The sequence below is a fragment of the Herbaspirillum sp. WKF16 genome (assembly GCF_028993615.1).
Taxonomy (GTDB): Bacteria; Pseudomonadota; Gammaproteobacteria; order Burkholderiales; family Burkholderiaceae_D; genus Herbaspirillum.
The window spans coordinates 3,300,740-3,323,517 of sequence record NZ_CP118632.1; the positions used below are offsets into that span (position 1 = coordinate 3,300,740).

21 protein-coding genes are annotated in these 22,778 nt (G+C 67.8%); 15 read left to right on the plus strand and 6 right to left on the minus strand.

Translation table 11 applies throughout. The annotated features are described in order from the left end of the window. Positions 1 to 36 precede the first annotated feature (36 nt). The gene (locus Herbaro_RS15005) at positions 37 to 1,281 is read right to left on the minus strand and encodes a branched-chain amino acid ABC transporter substrate-binding protein (RefSeq protein WP_275010418.1); all 1,245 of its coding nucleotides are present in this window, start codon (positions 1,279 to 1,281) and stop codon (positions 37 to 39) included. A gap of 253 nt (positions 1,282 to 1,534) precedes the next feature. Between Herbaro_RS15005 and Herbaro_RS15010 the strand changes: the two genes are divergently transcribed. After that, positions 1,535 to 1,966, plus strand: coding sequence for a DUF1841 family protein (locus tag Herbaro_RS15010; protein ID WP_275010419.1), 432 nt, complete (start codon positions 1,535 to 1,537; stop codon positions 1,964 to 1,966). A 72-nt stretch (positions 1,967 to 2,038) separates the two neighbouring features. Here the strand turns inward: Herbaro_RS15010 and Herbaro_RS15015 are convergent, their stop codons facing one another. The 3 genes from Herbaro_RS15015 to Herbaro_RS15025 form a co-directional block, all read right to left on the minus strand. Then, positions 2,039 to 2,395, minus strand: a complete 357-nt coding sequence (locus tag Herbaro_RS15015) for a c-type cytochrome (protein WP_275010420.1) — start codon at positions 2,393 to 2,395, stop codon at positions 2,039 to 2,041. Between the two features lie 13 nt (positions 2,396 to 2,408). Then, complete coding sequence (locus Herbaro_RS15020; protein WP_275014033.1) at positions 2,409 to 2,729, minus strand: c-type cytochrome; 321 nt, start codon at positions 2,727 to 2,729, stop codon at positions 2,409 to 2,411. Positions 2,730 to 3,057: 328 nt separating this feature from the next. Next, the gene (locus Herbaro_RS15025; RefSeq protein WP_275010421.1) at positions 3,058 to 5,247 is read right to left on the minus strand and encodes a transporter-like protein; all 2,190 of its coding nucleotides are present in this window, start codon (positions 5,245 to 5,247) and stop codon (positions 3,058 to 3,060) included. Positions 5,248 to 5,506: 259 nt separating this feature from the next. Here Herbaro_RS15025 and Herbaro_RS15030 point away from each other — a divergent pair, with 259 nt between their 5' ends. From Herbaro_RS15030 to Herbaro_RS15040, 3 genes are read left to right on the plus strand one after another with little or no spacing between them, the layout of a single operon-like run. Then, positions 5,507 to 6,373: an AAA family ATPase gene (locus Herbaro_RS15030; protein WP_275010422.1), complete on the plus strand. Its 867-nt coding sequence runs from the start codon at positions 5,507 to 5,509 to the stop codon at positions 6,371 to 6,373. A gap of 50 nt (positions 6,374 to 6,423) precedes the next feature. Beyond that, positions 6,424 to 7,011, plus strand: coding sequence for a GNAT family N-acetyltransferase (locus Herbaro_RS15035; protein WP_275010423.1), 588 nt, complete (start codon positions 6,424 to 6,426; stop codon positions 7,009 to 7,011). Between the two features lie 22 nt (positions 7,012 to 7,033). Next, a complete protein-coding gene (locus tag Herbaro_RS15040) occupies positions 7,034 to 8,203 on the plus strand; it encodes a vWA domain-containing protein (RefSeq protein WP_275010424.1) in 1,170 nt (389 codons plus the stop codon). Positions 8,204 to 8,654: 451 nt separating this feature from the next. Here Herbaro_RS15040 and Herbaro_RS15045 read toward each other — a convergent pair whose 3' ends face one another. Next, positions 8,655 to 8,855: a heavy-metal-associated domain-containing protein gene (locus Herbaro_RS15045; protein WP_275010425.1), complete on the minus strand. Its 201-nt coding sequence runs from the start codon at positions 8,853 to 8,855 to the stop codon at positions 8,655 to 8,657. A gap of 172 nt (positions 8,856 to 9,027) precedes the next feature. Here Herbaro_RS15045 and Herbaro_RS15050 point away from each other — a divergent pair, with 172 nt between their 5' ends. The 4 genes from Herbaro_RS15050 to Herbaro_RS15065 all read left to right on the plus strand — a co-directional run bounded on the left by Herbaro_RS15050 (position 9,028) and on the right by Herbaro_RS15065 (position 13,928). Continuing rightward, on the plus strand, positions 9,028 to 11,490 hold the full coding sequence (locus tag Herbaro_RS15050) for a heavy metal translocating P-type ATPase (protein ID WP_275010426.1): 2,463 nt from the start codon (positions 9,028 to 9,030) through the stop codon (positions 11,488 to 11,490). Position 11,491: 1 nt separating this feature from the next. Then, the gene (gene cueR / locus Herbaro_RS15055) at positions 11,492 to 11,917 is read left to right on the plus strand and encodes a Cu(I)-responsive transcriptional regulator (protein WP_275010427.1); all 426 of its coding nucleotides are present in this window, start codon (positions 11,492 to 11,494) and stop codon (positions 11,915 to 11,917) included. Then, positions 11,914 to 12,891, plus strand: coding sequence for a Gfo/Idh/MocA family protein (locus tag Herbaro_RS15060; protein ID WP_275010428.1), 978 nt, complete (start codon positions 11,914 to 11,916; stop codon positions 12,889 to 12,891). Before cueR ends, Herbaro_RS15060 begins: the two co-directional genes overlap by 4 nt. A 140-nt stretch (positions 12,892 to 13,031) precedes the next feature. After that, on the plus strand, positions 13,032 to 13,928 hold the full coding sequence (locus tag Herbaro_RS15065; RefSeq protein ID WP_275010429.1) for an alpha/beta fold hydrolase: 897 nt from the start codon (positions 13,032 to 13,034) through the stop codon (positions 13,926 to 13,928). A 16-nt stretch (positions 13,929 to 13,944) separates the two neighbouring features. Here the strand turns inward: Herbaro_RS15065 and cadR are convergent, their stop codons facing one another. Next, positions 13,945 to 14,397 (minus strand): Cd(II)/Pb(II)-responsive transcriptional regulator, encoded by a 453-nt coding sequence (gene cadR / locus Herbaro_RS15070; protein ID WP_275010430.1) that lies wholly within the window; start codon positions 14,395 to 14,397, stop codon positions 13,945 to 13,947. 85 nt (positions 14,398 to 14,482) lie between these two features. On the opposite strand from cadR, the gene Herbaro_RS15075 reads away from it, so the two are divergent. From Herbaro_RS15075 to Herbaro_RS15105, 7 genes are all read left to right on the plus strand, one after another. Next, entirely contained in the window at positions 14,483 to 16,807 is a 2,325-nt protein-coding gene (locus Herbaro_RS15075) for a heavy metal translocating P-type ATPase (protein WP_275010431.1), read from the plus strand. 13 nt (positions 16,808 to 16,820) lie between these two features. After that, positions 16,821 to 17,234, plus strand: a complete 414-nt coding sequence (locus tag Herbaro_RS15080; protein WP_275010432.1) for a DUF2946 family protein — start codon at positions 16,821 to 16,823, stop codon at positions 17,232 to 17,234. 91 nt (positions 17,235 to 17,325) lie between these two features. Continuing rightward, positions 17,326 to 18,711: a TolC family protein gene (locus Herbaro_RS15085; RefSeq protein WP_275010433.1), complete on the plus strand. Its 1,386-nt coding sequence runs from the start codon at positions 17,326 to 17,328 to the stop codon at positions 18,709 to 18,711. Then, positions 18,708 to 20,045 carry a multicopper oxidase family protein gene (locus Herbaro_RS15090; protein ID WP_275010434.1) on the plus strand — a complete coding sequence of 446 codons (1,338 nt, stop codon included), beginning with the start codon at positions 18,708 to 18,710 and terminating at the stop codon, positions 20,043 to 20,045. Before Herbaro_RS15085 ends, Herbaro_RS15090 begins: the two co-directional genes overlap by 4 nt. 39 nt (positions 20,046 to 20,084) lie before the next feature. Next, a complete protein-coding gene (locus Herbaro_RS15095; RefSeq protein WP_275010435.1) occupies positions 20,085 to 20,399 on the plus strand; it encodes a copper-binding protein in 315 nt (104 codons plus the stop codon). Between the two features lie 145 nt (positions 20,400 to 20,544). Then, a complete protein-coding gene (locus tag Herbaro_RS15100; RefSeq protein WP_275010436.1) occupies positions 20,545 to 22,182 on the plus strand; it encodes a fatty acid--CoA ligase in 1,638 nt (545 codons plus the stop codon). Positions 22,183 to 22,396: 214 nt separating this feature from the next. Continuing rightward, complete coding sequence (locus tag Herbaro_RS15105; RefSeq protein ID WP_275010437.1) at positions 22,397 to 22,681, plus strand: GIY-YIG nuclease family protein; 285 nt, start codon at positions 22,397 to 22,399, stop codon at positions 22,679 to 22,681. Positions 22,682 to 22,778: the final 97 nt, after the last annotated feature.

The window sequence follows — 22,778 nt, forward strand, 5'->3', positions numbered from 1 at the left end:
CGCCCTCTCCCAGCCGCGCCGTCGCGATCGCCGGCCTCAGCGCAGCGTGCCGCCGTCGACCTGGAACAGCGGCATCCAGCGCTGGTCCTGCACCTCATACATGGTGAAGGTCGGCTGCAGCAGGTCGCCTTCCTCGTTGAAGGCGATGGTGCCGCTCACGCCGGCGAAGCGCAGCCTGTGCATCTCGCGCGCCACGCCGGCCGGGTCGATGCTGTTGGCCTGGCGCACGGCGTTGACCAGCGCCTGGGCCGCATCGTAGGCGAAGATCGCGTAGAGGTCGACGTTGGTGTCGAAGTTCTCGCTGTAGCGCTGGCGGAAGGATTTCCAGCCGGCCATCTTGTCCGGCGCGGCGCCGGGCTCCAGCACCAGCATGCCGTTGCCGTCGGCGGACGCCTGCATCAGGAACGGCAGTCCGACCGTGCCGGGCGAGCCCATCAACCGGCTGTTTATCTTCAGGCGCTTGATCGCCTTGGCAATCAGGCCCGCCTGCCAATCCATCCCGCCGAAGAAGATCAGGTCGGGATTGCGCTGGCGTATCTGCTTCAACGGGCTGTTGAAGTCCGATGTCTTGTCGCTGACCGAATAGCTGCCGACCACCTCCACGCCCTGGTCGCGCGCGGTGCGCGCGACCTGTTCGGCCAGGCCGCGACCGAACGGGGTGCGGTCGTCGATGGTGGCCAGCGTCTTCACGCCCAGCTTGCGCACGGCGAACTCGGCCGAGAGCCGGCCCACGCTGACGTTGTTGGGAATGGTGCGAAACACCGCCGGATACGACATTTCCGTGAAACGGCGGCTCATGCTGGCCGGCGACACCTGGATCACGCCGGCGGCATGATAGACCGGAGCCGCCGCCAGCGTGGCGCTGCTGTTCCAGTGCCCCACCACGGCCAGCACCTTCTGGCTGACCAGGTAGCGCGCCACATATTCGGCGGTGCCGGCGTCGGCGCGGTCGTCCTGGGCCGCCAGCTTGAAGCGGTAGTTCTTGCCCGCCACGCGCACGCCCTTGCGGTTGGCCTCGTCCAGCGCCAGCTGCACCGCGTTCTGCATGCTCTTGCCCACGCCGGACGAATGCCCGGAAAGCGGGCCGGCGAAGCCGATCAGCAAGGTGTCGGCATCCTCGGTCGCGGCGCCGGCGGCCACGGACGGCGCCGCAACCGGGCCCGCCCGTGCGGGCGAGCGCGCCTGCGCGTGGCCTGCCAGGCAGCAGGCCGTGGCCAGCAAAACCAGCATGGCGCGCCAATGGCGGCGGGGATGAAGCGGATTGCTTCCTGCAGGACGCATGCGGTCCTCCTTCTTTTTGCCCGTTCCTGCGCGAGCCTTGCGGCAGGCCTGCGCAAGCGGGTTTTGCTTATGGCCGATTGGCGTGAAACTTGTCTCCGGGAAATGATATTACTGCAAGACAAGCACGCTGTGACATACCGGCGCGCGATATTGCGCGCCGGATGCCCGCCACGCCCTCGTCGCCCTGAAGCCGACGCCGAGGCGGCGTAGAATAGAGGCTTCACCGAGTTTTGGGATTCTGTCCCGCAGCGCCATGTTCACCCCGTCCCAGCACGATGTCCGCCGTTTCTTCTGCGATGCCTACCGCAAGCACAAAGGCCATGAAATCCTGACCCCGATCGAGGCCATCGCGCGCGACTGGATCATGCAGCACCCCGAATACCAGGACGACCTGCGCGACGTCGAAGAAGCGCTGGCCGCCGACTATTCGGTCGAGCGCGGCCAGACCAACCCTTTCCTGCACCTGTCGATGCACCTGTCGATCACCGAGCAGATCTCGATCGACCAGCCGCCCGGCATCCGCGGCGCCTTCCAGTTGCTGGCGCAACGCCGCGGCTCCGAGCACGAGGCCCACCATGAAATCATGGAATGCCTGGGCGAGATGATCTGGAACGCGCAGCGCAGCGGCCTGCCGCCCGACGGCGCGGCCTACATCGAAAGCGTCAGGCGACGCGCGCAGGGCTGAACCGCAACGCCGCCCATCGCCGAAAAAAAAGCCACGCACGCGCGTGGCTTTTTTCATGGTCGCCGCTTGGCATCACTTCCGCAGCACCAGCGAACCCGGCAGGCTATGCAGGTAGGCGGCGATGTTGTTGATGTCCTGGTCGGACAGGGGCTTGGCCTGCAGGCTCATGACCGCGTTGGTGCGTCCGTTCATTGCCGTGTCGCCGCGGCGATAGGCCGTCAGCGCATGCTTCAGGTAGTCCTGGTGCTGGCCGGCCAGCCGGGGATAGCCGGGCTCGGTGGGCGAATTGAAGTCGGCGCCGTGGCAGGAGGCGCAATTGTATTTTTTCAGCGCCACCTCGCCGGCGACCAGGTCGGCCGCGCCGGCCGACAGGGATATCGCGCACAGGACGGCCAGCAACGCCGCCCGTCGGGTCAGAATCTTTTTCATCTCGTGTCCTCCCTTACTTCTGCTGCGAATAATAGGCGGCCAGGTCGGCGATATCCTGGTCCGACAGGCTGCCTGCGATGCCCATCATCGAAGGATGCTTGCGCTCGCCCTTCTGGTAGGCGCGCAATGCGTCTTCGATGTACTTGGCAGATTGGCCGCCCAACAGGGGAACCTGGTAGACCTCGGGGAAGGTGGCTTTGTAGCCCGGGATGCCGTGGCAGCCGATGCACATGGAGACTTTGTTTTCAGCAGCCTTGGCATTGCCGACGATGTCCGCCGCGGACGCGCAGCCGACGACGCCAGCCAATGCAAGAAACACGAGGTGTTTTTTCATGTGAGCAGGGTAGGTAAATTGGACTTGGACGAAACCGATTTTTTGCTGCCAGCGGCAAATTTGTCGTGCTCGTTCGCTTGCTTCTGGGTCGGCAGGTTTGGCTGTTCTGCTATGGCTCAACCGTTGTTTCGGCTTAAGCTTGTCTCTTCCACTCCCCCTGCTTACGCAAAAAACCGTTTGATTCTAACCCAATAAACTCGGCGCAGTCATCCCTGTGGGGAACACCCCGAAATCGGCCGCAACAGCCCGCCGGTAGCGGGCCGCCGGGAATCCGGACAATTATATGCGCTGCAATATTACCGGTATTGCATCACGCGCTGCCCAAGCCCTAGGCGCGCCGCCGCGATGCTTGCGGGAGCGCGTCGCCAGCGGCTGGGGCGGCCTCTCCGGCCGGCTCGGGGGTGTCGCCGCCGTCCTCACCCTCATCCTCGGGGCCGTCCTCATCCTCATCGTGCGCCGCCGCATCGCGCGCCTCGGGCAGCATGAAGAAGCCGGGCGCCACGACGAAACGGCGCAACACCGCGCGCATGGCGAAGCGGCGCACGCGGCGCGGCAGGTCGCGTGAGCGCAGCGCCAGCGCCAGGGCGCAGGCGAAGGCCACCGCCACCGACAACAACGCGGTGATCGCCACCCCGCCCGCGGCCAGCCAGAACTCAGGCGTGGCCAGCGCCTGCCAGCCCAGGCTGAACCCGGCCGCGGCCAGCGTGCCGGCCGCCAGCGTGACCTGACGGATATCCAGCGGCAGGCTGAAGAAAGCGGCCAGCACCGGCGCCATGCCCAGCAGCAGGGCCAGCGCCAGGCTGCCGGCGATGGTGGCGACGTTGCGCTCCAGCCACGCCGCGCAGCGCTCGGCGCGCAACTGCCCCAGCGCGTGCACCAGGCGGCGATTGCAGGACACCACCTCGCGCACGCGGCGCAAGGCGAACCAGTTGTCGGCAAAACCTGCCGCCAGGCTGGCCAGCCACAGCAGCACGCCGGTCAGCGCCGCGTACAGCGGGGTCGGGCCGACCAGCGACAACGACGCCACCGCGCCGCGCGCCTGTTCCGCCGTCATCGGCGCGGCGCCCAGCGCGAACCAACCGAGCGCGCACAGTCCCAGGGTTACCGGCGCCACCGCCAGCAGGTTGCCGAAGATGCCGGCCGACTGCGACCGCAGCAGCCGCCCGGATTCGTCCAGCAAGCCGCGCATGCCCTCCGCGTCCAGCTCGCCCATGCGCGAGGCCAGCGCCGGCGCGGTCACGGCCGGTTGGCGCGTGGCCAGCACACCGCCCACGGCGGCGATCAGCAGGAAGCTCACGGCATAGTTCAGCGACGCCGCCGCCCCTTCGAAGAAATGCACCATGCCCAGCTTGGCCAGCGATACCTTCAGCAGCGCCGTGCCGGCCATCACCGCGCCGCCCAGCAACGCGCCCGCCAGCACCTTGCGATAGCCGGCGCGATCGCGCGCGATGGCGGGGTCGCCATGGTCGGCATTGCGTTCGACCATCTTGCGCGCCAGCAGCGCGAAGCTGCGCCGCATCAGCCCGCGCACCGAGCCGCGGTTGTGGTGGGCCGAAATCAGGTCGGCCAGCAAGAGCTGCACGCGCCCCGCGCCCGGCTCCCCGGGCACGGCGGCGCGCACGTCGATCAGGCGGCCGATGCGTTGCAGGTGGGCGCGCATGCGCTCGACCCGGTACACCAGGCTGACCGAGACACCGTATTCGTCCAGGTGGGCATAGATGCGGTCGGTCTGCGCGTGGCAAACCGCCACCAGCATGCGCACGCTGCGCAGCGCGCCCTGGTCGTAAGGGTTGGCGCGCAGCCAGGCCTCCATCTCGCGCCGCAGCGCCAGGAAAGGCGTGGCGCGCATCGGCATCTTGGGCTCCAGGCGCTGGCGAAAGGCCGGGCTGATGCCGTCGGCGATCACGGTGGTGGTCAGGTAGGTGATCGCCTCCTCCACTTGCTGCCAGTACATGTGCGAGATGCCGTCGTCGGCCAGCAGTTTCCACAGGCGCGCCAGCAGCTCATTGTCGAGCTCCAGCAGCCAGGCGGCATCGTCCGGGTCGGGGAACATCGCCGTAAACAACGAGGACAGATCGGTCGGGGAAAGGTGGCGCGGCAGCACCATGCGCGCCAGGCGTTCGGCCAGCTCGCCGAAGAAGCCGGGCTCGTGCGGCAGGCCGGTGGTGGAAAAGAGTTCGGGGCCGGTGGCCTCGCGCAGCGTCTTTTGCAGCGCGTTCTGCACGTTGCGTCGCACATCGCGATGCTGGTCGAGCCAGTCCAGCATGATCTCCAGGCGCTGGCGGCGCACCTGGTGCCAGGCCTGGCGATCCAGCAGCGACACCGCCGGCCGGTGGCGCAGCCACTCGGCGACGTCGATCATCCAGTTGGCCCGTTCATGCCAGTCCGCGGCGGGATCGACGCGACGCATCAGCGTATCGAGTTGCCGGCCGACATCGTGGCGATCCATATAGCGCGCCTGCATGCCGTGCCGCATTCGTCTCCACACCACCAGCATCTTGAAAAACAGGTATTTCATGTCTCTGTAGTGTTATGCATGCGGAATTCCCCATATAGGGTCGATTCCACGGTTTTCAACCGTTGCCCGACCCGGTTCGCGGAGCGCCCTGAGACGGCGGGGGATTTCCCTTATACTCGTTGAAATTGACAGGGGCATGTCGTGCGCCGCAATATCGGCGCAGTCCGCTCCTTCGCATACAACAAGATGGCCGCAGCCTCCGTCCCGGTAAGGCGCAGCGGCTGCTCCATTGAGGCACCATCACCAAGGACCGCGCTCCATGCCCGATTTCTCCGCACGCCCCGAACGTTTCAGTGGTTCCGAGAACTACGTCGCCACCGATGACCTGAAGCTGGCGGTCAATGCCGCGCTGACGCTGCAGCGCCCGCTGCTCATCAAGGGCGAGCCCGGCACCGGCAAGACCATGCTGGCCGAGGAAGTGGCCGCCGCGCTCGGGCGCCCGCTGCTGCAATGGCACATCAAGTCCACCACCAAGGCGCAGCAGGGCCTGTACGAATACGACGCGGTCTCGCGCCTGCGCGATTCGCAACTGGGCGACGAACGGATCAAGGACATCCACAACTACATCGTCAAGGGCGTGCTGTGGCAAGCCTTCACCGCCGACGAACCGGTGGTGCTGCTGATCGACGAGATCGACAAGGCCGACATCGAGTTCCCCAACGACCTGCTGCGCGAGATCGACCGCATGGAGTTCTACGTCTACGAGACGCGCGAACTGGTCAGGGCCAGGCACCGCCCGCTGGTGGTGATCACCTCCAACAACGAGAAGGAACTGCCGGACGCCTTCCTGCGCCGCTGCTTCTTCCACTACATCAGGTTCCCCGACAAGGAGACGATGCAGAAGATCGTCGACGTGCACTTTCCCCACATCAAGCGCGAGCTGCTGGCGCAGGCGCTGCAGACCTTCTATGAGGTGCGCGACGTGGCCGGCCTGAAGAAGAAGCCCTCGACCTCGGAGCTGCTGGACTGGCTCAAGTTGCTGATGGCCGAAGACATCGGCCCCGAGGCGCTGCACAGCAAGGACAACAAGGCCGTCGTGCCGCCGCTGCATGGCGCGCTGCTCAAGAACGAGCAGGACGTGCACCTGTTCGAGCGGCTGGTGTTCATGTCGCGCAACAATCGCTGATTTAGCACTGCCCCATCGCTCCTCCACCCGCCGCGCCCAGGGAGACCGCCATGCAATTCCTCTCGCCGATCACGCTCAAAGGCCAGTTCGCCAACGTCGAGCCGCTGCATCACGAGCACCATGACGCGCTGATCGCCGCGGTCTCCGACGGCAAGCTGTGGAAGCTCTGGTACACCGCGATCCCCAAGCCGGAGAACATGCGCGCCGAGATCGAGCGCCGCCTGCAGCTGCAACAGCAAGGCAGCATGCTGCCCTTCGTGATCCGGCGCAACGACACCGGCGCGCTGTGCGGCATGACCACCTACATGAACGCCGACGCCGCCCATCGCCGCGTCGAGATCGGCTCCACCTGGTACGCCGCCAGCGCCCAGCGCACCGGCATCAACACCGAGTGCAAGCTGATGATGCTCACGCACGCCTTCGAGGACATGCACTGCATCGCCGTCGAGTTCCGCACCCACTGGATGAACCAGCAGTCGCGCGCAGCCATCGCGCGCCTGGGCGCCAAGCAGGACGGCATCTTGCGCAACCACCAGCGCATGCCCGACGGCTCGCTGCGCGACACCGTGGTGTTCTCCATCATCGAATCCGAATGGCCGGCGGTGCGCCGCCATCTCCAGTTCAAGCTGGGACGCTGACGCCCGGCGCCGCCTCCACCCTATGCTGATCGACTTCTTCTACACCGTGAAAGACGCCGGCGTGCCGGCCTCGATCAAGGAATTCCTGACGCTGCTCGAAGCGATGGACAAGCAGGTCATCGCGCCTTCACTGGACGAGTTCTACTTCCTCTCGCGCCTGACCCTGGTCAAGGACGAAGCCAACTTCGACAAGTTCGACCGCGCCTTCGGCGCCTACTTCAAGGGCATCGAGACGCTGTTCGAGAAGAAGCCCGAGATCCCGCTCGAATGGCTGTTGAAGAAGCTGCAGCGCGACCTCACGCCGGAGCAGAAGGCCGCCGTCGAGAAGTTCGGCTACGACAAGCTGATGGATCGCCTCAAGGAGTTGCTGGCAGAGCAGAAGGAACGCCACGAAGGCGGCAGCAAATGGATAGGCACCGGCGGCGTCTCGCCGTTCGGCCACGGCGGCTACAACCCGGAAGGCATCCGCATCGGCGGCGAAGGCGGCAAGCGCAGCGCGGTCAAGGTGTGGGACGCGCGCGAGTACAAGGACTACGACGGCGAGCGCGAGCTGGGCACGCGCAACATCAAGGTCGCGCTGCGCCGCCTGCGCCGCTTCGCGCGCGAGGGGCTGGAAGAGGAACTGGCGCTGGACGACACCATCCGCGCCACCGCCAGCAACGCCGGCTACCTCGACATCCGCATGCAGCCGGAACGCAAGAACAACATCAAGGTGCTGATGCTGTTCGACGTCGGCGGCTCAATGGACGACCACATCGCCCGCACCGAGGAGCTGTTCTCGGCCGCGCGCACCGAATTCAAGAACATGGAGTTCTTCTATTTCCACAACTGCGTCTACGACTACCTGTGGAAGAACAACCGCCGCCGCCACGCCGAGCGCTTCCCGACCTGGGACCTGCTGCGCAAGTACCCGCCGGACACCAAGCTGATCTTCGTCGGCGACGCCACCATGAGCCCTTATGAGATCGTGCAGCCGGGCGGCTCGGTGGAGTACAACAACGCCGAGGCGGGCGCGGCATGGTTGCAGCGCTTCACCTCGACCTTTCCCCACTTCGCCTGGCTCAACCCCGAGCCCGAAGGCCTGTGGCAGTACCGCCAATCGATCGCGCTGATCCGCCAGCTGATGAACGAGCGCATGTTCCCGCTCACCATCGACGGGCTGGAACGGGCGATGCGCTTGCTGAGCAAGTAGCGACGCTGCTGCACGGCTATCAGGTCAACACCGGAGCGAGGAGCGCGGCGAACGTCCCATATCAATAGACTCCGTTCGGGCTGAGTCGCCGTGAAACGGCGTATCGAAGCCAGCGCGTATGCGGTCGAACTGCAAGAACAGGCCGCCCAAGGCAGCCCGACCGCACACAGGAAGGCTTCGATACGCCGCAAGGCGGCTACTCAGCCCGAACGGAGGATGGGGGAAGCGCGACGAAAGGCACTGGATCCCGGCTTTCGCCGGGACGACATGGATAAGCTGGCATAAACTGCGTGCGCTCAAGCGACCTCACAACCCGTCGTCCCTGCGAAAGCAGGGACCCAGCGACGTCCCTTGCATGCCAATAAACCCCGTTCGGGCTGAGTCGCCGTGAAGCGGCGTATCGAAGCCGGCGCGTATGCGGTCGAACTGCAAGAGCAGGACCCGGCGTCGCTCAAGCCGCAACCGGCGTATAACCGGCGTCCTCGATGGCGTCGGCAAACTGCTGCGCCGGCAGCGCGCTGTCGATCACCACGCGCTTGTCGGCCACGGCGATATCCACCCTGGCATTGGCGTCGACATCCTTGACGGCCTTGGTGATGACGCCGGCGCAATGGCCGCAGGTCATGTCGTTGACGGTGAAGATGGTGCTCATGGCCATTCCTTTCAGGAAATGAAAATGGGAAGATGGAACAAGCTTAGACCTTCCCACCGTAGCAAGGTCAAGCCCCCCGTTTGCCGCATTCGTGCGAAAATGGCCTTGACCTTGCCATCATGGGAAGGATGATGATGCGGTCATGTCCAATCAGATTCCGGAGCGTTTTCCCATGACTTCCGCCGTTTCCGCTTCCCCGCCCCGCGAGTTCAGCCTCGATATCGAGGGCATGAGCTGCGCCTCCTGCGTCACGCGCGTGGAGAAGGCCTTGCGGGCCGTTCCCGGGGTGGCCGACGCCAGCGTCAACCTGGCCACCGAACGCGCCACCGCGCATGCCGGCGCCGGCGTCGATGCCGGCCAGCTGGCGGCGGCGGTGGAAAAGGCCGGCTACCACGTCAAGGCCGGCCACGTCGAACTGGATATCTCCGGCATGACCTGCGCCTCCTGCTCCGGCCGGGTCGAGAAGGTGCTCAGGAAGCTGCCGGGCGTCTCCGGCGTCAGCGTCAATCTCGCCACCGAGCGCGCCAGCGTCGACACGCTGGGCGCCGTCCCCTTGTCCACGCTGATCGCCGCCGTCGAGAAGGCCGGCTACCAGGCCAGGCCCCACCAGCCGGCCGGCGCCGCGCCGGCGCGCGCCAAGACCGCCCTGCCTTCCTGGTGGCCCGTGGCGCTGGCCGCCGCCCTGTCGCTGCCGCTGGCGCTGCCCATGCTGCTGATGCCTTTCGGCCAAGTCCCCGAGCTGCCGCCGCTGTGGCAATGGCTGCTGGCCACGCCGGTGCAGTTCTGGCTTGGCTGGCGCTTCTATCGCGCCGGCTGGGGCGCGCTGCGGGCGCGCTCGGGCAACATGGACCTGCTGGTGGCGCTGGGCACCAGTGCGGATTACGGCCTGTCGCTGTACCTGTGGCTGGCCGCGCCCCCCATGGAAGGGCACGAGATGGCCGCGCCTCACCTCTACTTCGAAAGCTCGGCCGTGGTGATCACCCTGGTGTTGCTGGGCAAATGGCTGGAAACCCGCGCCAAGCGCAAGACCGCCGACGCCATCGCCGCGCTCAATGCCTTGCGTCCCGACCGCGCCCGCGTGCGCCGCGAAGGGCAGGAAGCGGAAGTCGCCCTGGCCGAGGTGCGCGTGGGCGACCTGGTGGTGCTGCGCGCCGGCGAGCGCGTGCCGGTCGACGGCGTGGTGCGCGAAGGCCGCAGCCATCTGGACGAAGCCATGCTGACCGGCGAGAGCCGTCCGCAAGCCAGGCAACCCGGCGACAAGGTCGCGGCCGGCGCCATCAACGCCGAGGGCGTGCTGCTGGTGGAGACCACTGCCATCGGCGGCGAAACCGTGCTGGCGCGCATCGTGCGCATGGTCGAACAGGCGCAGGCCGCCAAGGCGCCGATCCAGCAACTGGTGGACAAGGTCAGCGCGGTGTTCGTACCGGTGGTACTGCTGCTCTCGCTGGTCACGCTGGCCGGCTGGGGCCTGTACGCGGGCGACTGGACCCAGGCCGTGCTCAACGCCGTGGCGGTGCTGGTGATCGCCTGCCCCTGCGCGCTGGGCCTGGCCACGCCGACCGCGATCATGGCCGGCACCGGCGTGGCGGCGCGCCATGGCATCCTGATCAAGGACGCGCAGGCGCTGGAGATCGCCCACCGCATCAACGTGATCGCCTTCGACAAGACTGGCACCCTGACCGTGGGCCGCCCGCGCCTGACCGACCTGTTGGCCGCCGATGAGGACGGGCAGGCGCGCCTGCTGGCGCTGTCGGCGGCGCTGCAGGCCGGCAGCGAGCACCCGCTGGCGCGCGCGGTGACCGATGCGGCGGCCACCCGCGCCGACCTGCCGCGGCTGCAGGCCGGCGAGTTGCGCAGCGTCGCCGGGCGCGGCATCGAAGGCGTTGTCGACGGCCTCGCCTATGGCCTGGGCAGCGGCCGCTGGATGCAGGAGCTGGGCGCGCAATCGCCCGCGCTGGCCGCCCGCGCCCGCGAACTGGAACAGCAAGGACGCACGCTGTCCTGGCTGGCGCGCAAGGATGCCGGTGGCAACGGCGCCCGGATCCTCGGGCTGCTGGCCTTCGGCGACGAGATCAAGCCGGGCGCAGCGCAAGCCGTGCGCACGCTGCGCGATCTCGGCATCGCCAGCATCATGCTGACCGGCGACAACCGCGGCGCCGCCCAGCAGGTGGCGCAGCAGCTCGGCATCGACGATTTCCGCGCCGAGGTGCTGCCGGCCGACAAGGCGCGGGCCATCGAACAGCTGCGCCGCAGCGACGGCGCACCGGCCGTGGTGGCGATGGTCGGCGACGGCATCAACGATGCGCCGGCGCTGGCCGCGGCCGACGTCGGCATCGCCATGTCCACCGGCACCGACGTCGCCATGCAGGCCGCCGGCATCACGCTGATGCACGGCGACCCGGGCCTGGCGGCCGACGCCATCGACGTATCGCGCCGCACCTATGCGAAGATCCGCCAGAACCTTTTCTGGGCGTTCATCTACAACCTGGTCGGTATCCCGCTGGCGGCTTTCGGGCTGCTCAACCCGATGCTGGCCGGCGCGGCGATGGCCTTCTCCAGCGTCAGCGTGGTCGGCAACGCCCTGCTGCTGAGCCGCTGGCGGCCGCGCGCACTATCAACCTCAAAGGAGCGATGACATGAATATCGGAGATGCTGCCGCCGCCTCGGGCGTATCGGCCAAGATGATCCGCCACTACGAGGAACTGGGACTGATCCCCAGAACCGTACGCACCGGCGCCGGCTACCGCGTCTACGGCGAGCGCGAGGTGCACTTGCTGCGCTTCATCCGCCAGTCGCGCCAGCTAGGTTTCTCGATGAAGCAGATCGGCGACCTGATGGGCCTGTGGCTGGACCAGTCGCGCTCCAGCATGCAGGTCAAGCAACTGGCCGAGAGTCACATCGCCGAGCTCGACCAACGCATCCGCGAGCTGCAGGGCATGAAGTCGACGCTGGAAAGGCTGGCCCATGAATGCCGCGGCGACCACCGCTCCGACTGCCCCATCCTCGATGCCCTGGGCGGCGGTGCCGGCAGTTGCTGCGGCCCTGCGGACGCCTCCGCATGAGCGCGCTGCGCTGGGGCATCCTCGGCTGCGGCGCCGTCACCGAACGCAAGAGCGGCCCGGCCTATCAGCGCACGCCCGGCTTCACGCTGGCGGCGGTGATGCGGCGCGACGGCGCGCTGGCGGCCGACTATGCGCGACGCCACGGCGTGCCGCGCTGGTTCGACGACGCCGACGCCCTCATTGCCGACCCCGGCATCGACGCCGTCTACGTCGCCACCCCGCCCGACACCCACCTGCACTATGCGCTCAAGGTGGCAGCCGCCGGCAAGCCCTGCTGCGTGGAAAAGCCGATGGCGCCCAGCCATGCCGAGTGCCTGGCCATGCTGGACGCCTTTGCGCAGGCTCGCTTGCCGCTGTTCGTCGCCTATTACCGGCGCTCGCTGCCGCGCTTCGAGCAGGTGCGCCGCTGGCTGGGCGACGGCCGCATCGGCGTGCCGCGCCATGTCCACTGGCAACTGGCGCGCACGCCCGGCGCCGACGACCTGGCCCGCCGCTATCGCTGGCGCACCGATGCCCGCATCGCCCCGGGCGGATATTTCGACGACCTCGCCAGCCACGGCCTGAACCTGTTCTCACACTTCTTCGGCGAGGCGGCGCAGGCCGCCGGCAGCAGCGCCAACCAGCAAGGACTCTATACCGCCTGCGACGCCGTCGCCGCCAGCTGGCGCTACCGCAGCGGCGTGACCGGCAGCGGCAGCTGGCACTTCGGCGGCTTCGAGCGCGCCGACCGCGTCGAGATCACCGGCAGCGCCGGCAAGATCGTCTTCTCGGTCTTCGATGAACACCCGCTGCGGCTGACCACGGCCGAGGGCGAGGAAAGCCTCGCCATCCCCAACCCCGAACATATCCAGCAGCACCACGTGGCCAACATGCGCGATCACCTGGCCGGCGGCGCGCGCCATCCTTCCTGCGGCGACAGCGCCGCGCATACGGCGTGGATGATGGATTGCATCCTCGGCAAGATCGGAGCCTGAAGGCGCGGGAGCGAAGCTGAGCGATTTTCGTCCGTGCCGCACGTTTTGCCGTTGCGGCCGGGCGGCACTGCTGCCATGATGGTCAAGTAAAAACGTAATTTCCCCGCAAGCCCTGCCGTATCCACCGGAGACCGCCTGCCATGCCCCAGACCAATCACCTGAGTTTCATCGACACCGACAAGCTGCGGGTCGGCTTTGAGGAGAGCGGTCCGGCCGATGCCCCGGCCGTGGTGCTGGTGCACGGCTGGCCCGACGACGTGCGCACCTGGGACCCGCTCCTCAAGCCCCTGCGCGCATCCGGCTACCGCGTGATCCGCCCCTTCCTGCGCGGCTACGGACCGACCCGCTTCCTCTCCGATTCCACGCCGCGCAGCGGCCAGCTGGCGGCGCTGGGCGCCGACCTGATGGCCTTCGCCGACGCCCTCGGCCTGCAGCGCTACTCGGTCATCGGCCACGACTGGGGCGCGCGCGCCGCCTACATCGCGGCTTCGCAGACGCCGCAGCGCATCGCCCATTGCATCGCCATCTCGGTCGGCTGGGGCACCAACACGCCGGACCAGCAGCTGTCGCTGCAGCAGTCGCGCAACTACTGGTACCACTGGTTCTTCGCCACTCCGCGCGGCGAGGCCGAACTCAAGCGCGACCGCCGCGCCTTCGCGCGCTTCATGTGGAATAGCTGGTCGCCTTCATGGAATTTCGCCGACAGCGAATTCGGCAACACGGCGGCCTCCTTCGACAACCCGGACTGGGCCGATATCTGCCTGCACTCCTACCGGCACCGCTGGGGCTTCGCCGAGGGCGACGCCGACTACGCGGAGCTGGACGCCAGGCTGGCGCAGACGCCGCGCATCATGGTGCCCACGCTGATGCTGCACGGCGCCGAAGACGGCGCCAATCACCCCGCCACCTCGGAAGGCAAGGACAAGCTCTTCGGCGGCGGCTACAAGCGCGTGGTGATCGAAGGCGCCGGACATTTCCCGCAGCGGGAAAAATCCGACGAAGTCATTGCCGAAGTGATGGCCTGGCTGGAAAGCTGAGGCCCGATCGCGCCGCTCAAAGGCCGGGGCCGCCATGGATCCCGAGATTCGATGGCCTGCTGTCGTCCGGCATGTTGGCCAAACCCTGCAGGATCCCGCAATCGCGCGCCGGCTGCTCGGCGTCGCACTGCGCGCGCAGGGCGTGCAGTTGCCGCTGCAACCCCTTCAATTGCTCGATGCGCTCGGCCACGTGGCCGATGTGCTTATCCAGCAGCGCGTTGACTTCGCCGCAATCCTGCTCGGGCGCGTCACGCAGGCGCAGCAGTTCGCGCACCTCGTCCAGCGTCATGTCCAGCGAACGGCAATGGCGGATAAATTGCAGGCGCTCCACGTGGCGCTCGCCGTACAGGCGGTAGTTGGCCTGCGAACGCGTGGGTTCGGGCAACAGCGCCTCCTTCTCGTAATAACGTATGGTTTCCACCGGGCAATCGGCGCGACCGGCCAGCTCGCCTATCTTTAATGTGTCCATCTCGATTTCCTTCGCTTGACCTTAAAGCTACTTCAGGGTTTTTAATATACCCCGGATAACGATTTGCCGTACCGAGGAGAACCCGATGGCCGAACACCAGCATGGACATACCCACAGCCACGAGCATGATCACGCGCACGATCATGATCACAGCCATGCCCACGACCACCCGCACCGTCACGAGCCGGCGCCGGCCGCCGGTTGCTGCGGCGGCCACGGCCACGATCGCGACGTCGCCGCCGCGATGCCGGCGCCGCGCCGCCTGGCGGGCGAGGCCGAACAGGCGGTCTTCTTCATCCAGAAGATGGACTGCCCCACCGAAGAAAAACTGATCCGCGAGCGCCTGGCGCAGATGAACGGCGTGGGCGCGCTGGAATTCAACCTGATCCAGCGCGAGCTGACCGTGCAGCACCAGTTGCCATCGATCGCCCCCATCGTCGCCGCCCTGAAGGCGCTGGACATGCTGCCGGCGGTCAAGTCCGATTCGCTGGACGCCGCCGCCGGCGAGGCCGTGGACCAGGCCGCCGCCTACCGCATCCCGGCGCGCCGCTGGGCGCTGCTGGGCCTGGCCGGCGTAGCCGCCTTGGCCGCCGAGATCGTGGCCTGGAGCAGCGGCGACGAACGCTCGCTGCCGGTAATCGCGCTGGCGCTGCTGGGCATCGCGCTGGGCGGCCTGGGCACGCTCAAGAAAGGCTGGATCGCGCTGCGCAATTTCTCGCTGAACATGAACTTCCTGATGTCGCTGGCCGTCATCGGCGCCGCCGCGATCGGCCAATGGCCCGAGGCGGCGGTGGTGATCGTGCTGTTCACGCTGGCCGAGATGATCGAGGCGCTGTCACTGGACCGCGCCCGCAACGCCATCGCCGGGCTGATGGCGATGTCCCCCGATACGGCCACGGTGCGCGGCCCCGACGGCGCATGGCGCAGCGTGGCCGCGCGCGAGGTGGCGGTGGACGCGGCGGTGCGCGTGGCGCCCGGCGAGCGCGTGCCGCTGGACGGGGTGGTGACGGCCGGCAGCACCAGCATCAACCAGGCCCCGATCACCGGCGAAAGCATCCCGGTGACCAAGCAGGTCGGCGATGGCGTGTTCGCCGGCACCATCAACGAACATGGCGCCATCGAGCTGCGCGTCACCGCCGCGCAGGGCGACTCCACGCTCTCGCGCATTGTCAGGAGCGTGCAGCAGGCGCAAGGCCAGCGCGCGCCCACGCAGCGCTTTGTCGACAGCTTCGCGCGCTGGTACATCCCGGCGGTGGTGGCGATGGCGCTGCTGGTGGCCGCGCTGCCGCCGCTGCTGCTGGGCGCGCCCTTCTACCCCTGGCTCTACAAGGCGCTGGTGCTGCTGGTGATCGCCTGCCCCTGCGCGCTGGTGATCTCGACGCCGGTGACCATCGTCAGCGGCCTGGCGGCGGCGGCGCGCCACGGCATCCTGATCAAGGGCGGCGTCTACCTGGAGCAGGGCCGCAAGCTGCGCGCGCTGGCGCTGGACAAGACCGGCACCATCACCTTCGGCAAGCCGGTGGTGACCGACGTGATATCGCTGGACGCCGGCGTCGACCAACCCGCGCTGCTGCAGCTGGCCGTCTCGCTGGCGACCCGCTCCGACCACCCGGTCTCGCGCGCCATCGCCGCGCAGGAAGGCGTGGTCGCGCGGGAGGTGACGGCGTTCGAGGCGCTCGCCGGGCGCGGCGTGAAGGGCCTGATCGACGGCGAGTCCTATCACCTGGGCAACCACCGCCTGGCGCATGAACTGGGCATGTGCAGCCCCGAGCTGGAAGCGCGCCTGCAAGCCTTCGAAAAACAGGGCAAGACCACCACCCTGCTGTGCCGCGGCGCCCGTCCCGAACTGCTGGTGGCGGTGGCCGACACGGTGCGTCCGAGCAGCCGCGAAGCGGTGGCCGAGCTCAAGCAACTGGGCGTGAGCGTGGTCATGCTGACCGGCGACAACGCCCACACCGCTCAAGCCATCGCCGCCCAGACCGGCATCGCCGACGCCCGCGGCGACCAGCTGCCGGACGACAAGCTCAAGGCCATCGAGGCGCTGGGCGCGGCGCACGGCGAGGTCGGGATGGTGGGCGACGGCATCAACGACGCCCCGGCGCTGGCGCGCGCGCAGATCGGCTTCGCCATGGGCGCGGCCGGCACCGACACCGCGCTGGAAACCGCCGACGTCGCGCTGATGGACGACGACCTGCGCAAGATCCCCGACTTCATTCGCCTCAGCCGCAAGGCGCATGCGGTGCTGGTGCAGAACATCGGCATTGCGCTGGGCATCAAGGCGGTGTTCCTGGCGCTGGCGCTGGCCGGCGAGAGTTCGCTGTGGATGGCGGTGTTCGCCGACATGGGCGCCAGCCTGATCGTGGTGTTCAACGGCTTGCGGCTGGTCAAGGGCGTGCCGGCGCGAGGCTGATATACTGCCGGCCATGATCCTGCGCGCAAAAATCCTCCTGCTGTGGCTGCTGGCGCTGGCGATTCCCGTCCAGGGTTTCGCCGCCGTGCTGCAGGCCTGCGCGCCGGCCATGGTCCACGGCGCCGCGCCCGCCCAACCGGCGATGCAGCAGCAGGGACATGAACATCACGCCGGCCACGACATGCAAGCGATGCAAGCCATGCAGGCCGACGATGCCGCGCCCGCGCACGACGCGTCGCACCACGCCCAACACAATAACGCCTCCTGCAGCTACTGCGCCGCCTGCACCACCGGCGCGGTCTTCCCGCTGGCGCTGAACGCGCCGCCCGCTCCCGATCTTCCCTCGCGCGAATTCATCGCGCCGCCGGCGTCCGGCTTTGTCGGCTACCTGCCGGAAAACCCCGACCGCCCTCCTGCCCTGATCTGATCGACGACCGCGCACCGCCAGGTGCGCCTGCCCCGCCGCGCGCCGCAAGGTCATGCGCGGCGGACGACGCTCATCATCAGACGAGGACTCCATGATTCCCCTTGTTTCACGCCCCTCGCGGGCGAGCGCGCTGGCCGCCTGCGCGCTGCTGGCCGGCTGCGCGCAACTGTCGCCGGACGGCGGCTTCGGCCCGCTGCGCGAGATCGTCGCGCAAAGGACCGGCGCCGCGCCGGCCTGGCATCGCACGCCCGAAGAAGCCGCCGGCAACCAGGCGCGCGTGGCGCAGCTGCTGCCGGCCGGAGGCCGCCTGGCCACCGCCGACGACGCAGTGCAGATTGCGCTCATCAACAATCCCGACCTGCAGGCCGCCTTCGCCGAACTCGGCGTGGCCGAGGCCGACCTGGTGCAGGCCGGGCGCCTGCCCAATCCCGGCTTCTCGTTCGCCCGCACCCACAGCGGCGGCGACGTCAAGGTCGAGCGCAGCCTGACGCTGGGCCTGATGCAACTGATCGCCATGCCGGCCGCCTCGCGCATCGAGGCGCGCCGCTTCGATCAGGTGCGCCTGCAGCTGGCGACGCGCGTGCTGGCGACGGCGGCGCAAACGCGCCAGGCGTATTACAGGGCGCTCGCGTCGCAGCAGGGACTCGCTTACCAGGAGCAGGTGGAACAAGCCGCCGAGGCCGCGCATGAACTCGCCGCGAAAATGGCCGAGCGCGGCAACTTCAGCCGCCTCGATGCGGCGCGCGAACAGCTGTTCTACGCCGAGACGCAAACCCGCCTGCGGCGCGCGCGCCGCGAGGCGCAGCAGGACAAGGAGTCGCTGGCGCGCCTGCTGGGCATGGCGCCCGCCTTCACCCTTCCTGAGCGCCTGCCCGAGCTGCCCGCGAAGATCGACGACGCGGCCGACGTCGAACGCCAGGCCATCGCCCAGCGGCTCGACATCCAGGCCGCGCGCAGCGAACTGGAAGGCCTGCGCCTGTCGCTGGGCCTGACCCGCGCCACCCGCCTGGTCAATGTGCTGGACTTGGGCGCCCTGCGCACCAGCGAGAGCGGCAAGGCGCCCGAGACCGGCTACCAGGTCGACATCGAGATCCCGCTGTTCGACTGGGGCCAGGCGCGCGTGGCCAAGGCCGAGGCAATCTACATGCAAGGCGCCAACCGGCTGGCCGCCGTCGCACTGGACGCGCGCGCGCAAGCGCGGCTGGCCTGGCGCGAGCGGCAGGACGCCTACGAACTGGCGCGCCGCTACCGCGACGACATCGTGCCGCTGCGCCATCGCATGTCCGAGGAAAACCTGCTGCGCTACAACGGCATGCTCATCAGCGTCTTCGACCTGCTGGCCGATGCGCGCGAGCAGGCCGCCACCGTCAACGCCGCCATCGAGGCCGGGCGCGATTTCTGGATCGCCGACGCCGCCCTGCAACTGGCCTTGGGCGGCCCTGCCGCCGCCGAGAACCGACAAGGAACACAACCATGAACCCACCCAGCATCAGCCGCCGCGCCTTCCTGCAAGGCTCGGCCCTGGCCGTGACCGCTTCGGCGGCGAGCCGCGCCGGCGCCGCCGGCCTGCCCGAGGCGCCGTTGCAGCAAAGCCCGCTGACCCAGCCGCCGCTGTCTCCCGCCAACGGCCGGCCCTACCAGCCGGTGGTGACCCTCAACGGCTGGACCCTGCCCTGGCGCATGAAGAACGGCGTCAAGGAATTCCATCTCGTGGCCGAACCTGTGGTGCGCGAGATCGCGCCCGGCATGAAGGCCAACCTGTGGGGCTACAACGGCCAGAGCCCGGGCCCGACCATCGAGGTGGTCGAGGGCGACCGGGTACGCATCTTCGTCACCAACAAGCTGCCCGAGGCGACCTCGGTGCACTGGCACGGCCAACGCCTGCCCAACGGCATGGACGGCGTCGCCGGCCTGACGCAGCCAGGCATCCCGCCGGGCCAGACCTTCGTCTACGAATTCACCGCGCGCCGCGCCGGCACCTTCATGTACCACCCGCACGCCGATGAGATGGTGCAGATGGCGATGGGCATGATGGGCTTCTGGGTCACGCATCCCAGGGATCCCAAGTTCATGCGCGTGGACCGCGACTTCGTGTTCCTGATGAACGCCTACGACATCGAGCCCGGCGCCGCCGTGCCCAAGGTCAACACCATGCTGGACTTCAACCTGTGGACCTGGAACAGCCGCGCCTTCCCCGGCATCGACCCGTTGGTGGTGCGGCAGAACGACCGCGTGCGCATCCGCATCGGCAACCTGACCATGACCAACCACCCGATCCACCTGCACGGTCACGAATTCAACGTCACCGGCACCGACGGCGGCTGGGTGCCGCCGGCGGCGCGCTGGCCCGAGGTCGCCGCCGATATCGCGGTGGGCCAGATGCGCGCCATCGAGTTCGACGCCACCGAGGAAGGCGACTGGGCCCTGCATTGCCACAAGGCGCACCACACCATGAACGCGATGGGCCACGGCGTGCCGACCATGATCGGCGTGGACCAGTCGGCGGTGGCCGGCAAGATCGCCCGGCTCATTCCCGACTACATGGCCATGGGCGACAAGGGCGGCGCCATGGGCGACATGGAAATGCCCCTGCCCGAGAACACGTTGCCGATGATGGGCGGCCGCGGCCCCTACGGCGCCATCGAGATGGGCGGCATGTTCAGCACCGTGAAGGTGCGCCGCAACCTGGCGCGCGACGACTACCGCGACCCCGGCTGGTACCGCGCGCCGGCCGGCAGCGTGGCGCGCGAATGGCGCGGCGAGGCGCCGGCCGCGCACGCCGCGCCGGGCGGCCATCACGAACATCCATGAGCACGATCCCTCCGAATTCACCCTGAACGAAAGAACGACATGACACTGCGCACCGCAATCACCAACTTCCCCCGCCTGTTCCTCGGCGCCGCGCTGGCGCTCTCCGCCATCGCCGCATCGGCGCAGGAACCGCGCCCGCAGGTCGACGGCGAGATCCGCAAGGTCGACGTCGCCGCCGGCAAGCTCACCATCCGCCACGGCGACATTCCCAACCTGCAGATGACGGCCATGACCATGGTGTTCAGGGCCGCCCCCGAGCTGCTCGGCCGCGCCCGGGAAGGCGAAAGGATCAGCTTCACCGCCGACCGCGTGGACGGCGCCCTGACCGTCATCACCTTGCAGGAACGGCCATGAGCCAAGGCAACGTCGGCGGACATTGCCGTATGTAAATTTCGTCGCCTTCAAGACAATTTGGGGCTACCGTTGGCGTTATCATTTGACGCTGACCAATAACAGGCGTCACGACACGATGACACCGCTCAAGAGGAGAGAAGACGGTATGCCCCAACTCATCAGCACCACCCCCTCGGCCTACGGCTATCCCCTGCTGATCAAGCAATTGCTGCACAGCGCCCTGGCCACCGCTGCGGACCAGGAAATTGTTTACGGCGACCGCCGCCACAGCTATGCCGAGTTCCACCGGCGCGTGCAGCGCCTGGCCAATGCGCTGGGCGAAATCGGCCTGCAGCCCGGCAATACCGTGGCCGTGATGGACTGGGACAGCCATCGCTACCTGGAGTGCTTCTTCGCCGTGCCGATGATGGGCTGCGTGCTGCAGACCGTGAACGTGCGCCTCTCGCCCGAGCAGATCGCCTACACTCTCAATCACGCCCAGGCCGATGTGCTGCTGGTGAACTCCGACTTCATGCCGGTGTTGAAGCAGATCCGCGGCGAGCTCAACACCCTCACGCGCTGCGTGCTGCTCACCGACGACGCCACGCCCTGCCCCCAGGGCCCGGGCTTTGCCGGCGAATACGAAGACCTGCTGGCGCAGGCCGAACCTGCCTACGACTTCCCCGACTTCGACGAGAACGCCCGCGCCACCACCTTCTACACCACCGGCACCACCGGCCTGCCCAAGGGCGTCTACTTCAGCCACCGCCAGCTGGTGCTGCACACCCTGGGCGCCACCGCCGGCCTGGCGCTGGCGCCGCAGCAGGGCCGCCTGCATCGCGACGACGTCTACATGCCGCTCACGCCCATGTTCCACGTACACGCCTGGGGCCTGCCATACGTGGCGACCATGGCCGGCCTGAAGCAGGTCTACCCGGGCCGTTACGTGCCCGACACCATCTGCCGGCTCGTCGTGCGCGAGAAGGTCAGCTTCTCGCACTGCGTGCCGACCATCCTGCAGATGGTGCTGGACTGCGAGGCGGCCAGGCAAGCCGACCTGTCCGGCTGGAAGATGATCATCGGCGGCTCGGCCATGACCGGCAGCCTGGCCCGCGCGGCGCGCGAACGCGGCATTGACGTCTTCACCGGCTACGGCATGTCGGAGACCTGCCCGATCCTGACGCTGGCCCACGTACCCACGGAAGAGCTGGGCACCGAGGCCGACGCCGCCATCCGCGTCAAGACCGGCCGCCCGCTGCCGCTGGTGGCCATCCGCACAGTGGATGAAGAGATGGAAGACTGCCCGCGCGACGGCAAGAGCACCGGCGAGGTGGTGGTGCGCGCACCCTGGCTGACGCAAGGCTACCTGCACCAGCCGGAGGCCTCCGAAGAGCTCTGGCGCGGCGGCTGGCTGCACACCCAGGACATCGGCAACATCGACCGGCGCGGCTACCTGCAAGTCACCGACCGCATCAAGGACGTGATCAAGACCGGCGGCGAATGGGTCTCCTCGCTGCAGATCGAAGACATCATCGCGCGCCACCCGGCGGTGGCTGAAACCGCCGTGATCGGCATCCAGGACAGCAAATGGGGCGAGCGGCCGCTGGCGCTGGTGGTGCTGAAGAAGGACGCCGCCGGCGTGGCGGAAGAAGACATCCGCCGGCACGTGCTGGCCGCGGCCGAGAGCGGACAGATCTCGCGCTACGGCGTGCCGGACCGGGTGCAATTCGTCGACGAACTGGCGCGCACCAGCGTGGGCAAGCTCAACAAGCGGGTGATGCGGGAGAAGTATCCGGCCAAGTAGCCCTTCCGCCAAGCACGGCGAACGACGCTGGGTTCCTGCTTTCGCAGGAACGACAGGTAACCTGCAATTCAATCTCCGTCGCCCCTGCGAAAGCAGGGGCCCAGCGTCGTTCAACCGGCTCCTGATCCATCACATCCGCCAACGATGGCTCTTGCGGTCAAATCTCCGCCCCTGACGATATGTTGCCCCGCCCGAACTGCATACCATCCTCGGCATGCAGTACTACGTCTACATCCTTGCCAGCGATCGCAACGGTACGCTCTATATCGGCGTGAGCAATGACATCGTCAGGCGGGTATGGGAACACCGCAATGCGTTGACTCCGGGCTTCACCAAAACCTATCGCGTACACAAGCTGGTCTACTTCGAGACTGGGAACGACGCATATGGCGCCATACAGCGGGAGAAGCAGCTGAAGAGGTGGAAGCGGAGCTGGAAGATCGAGCTGATAGAGAAGGCCAATCCCTATTGGAACGATCTCTATGAGCAGATCGTTTGAATCCAGCCTTGGCATGCGCCATACGGTCCGCGACCAACGACGCTGGGCCCCTGCTTTCGCAGGGGCGACGGAGCCTGAAACAAGCACCCCCTTGTCG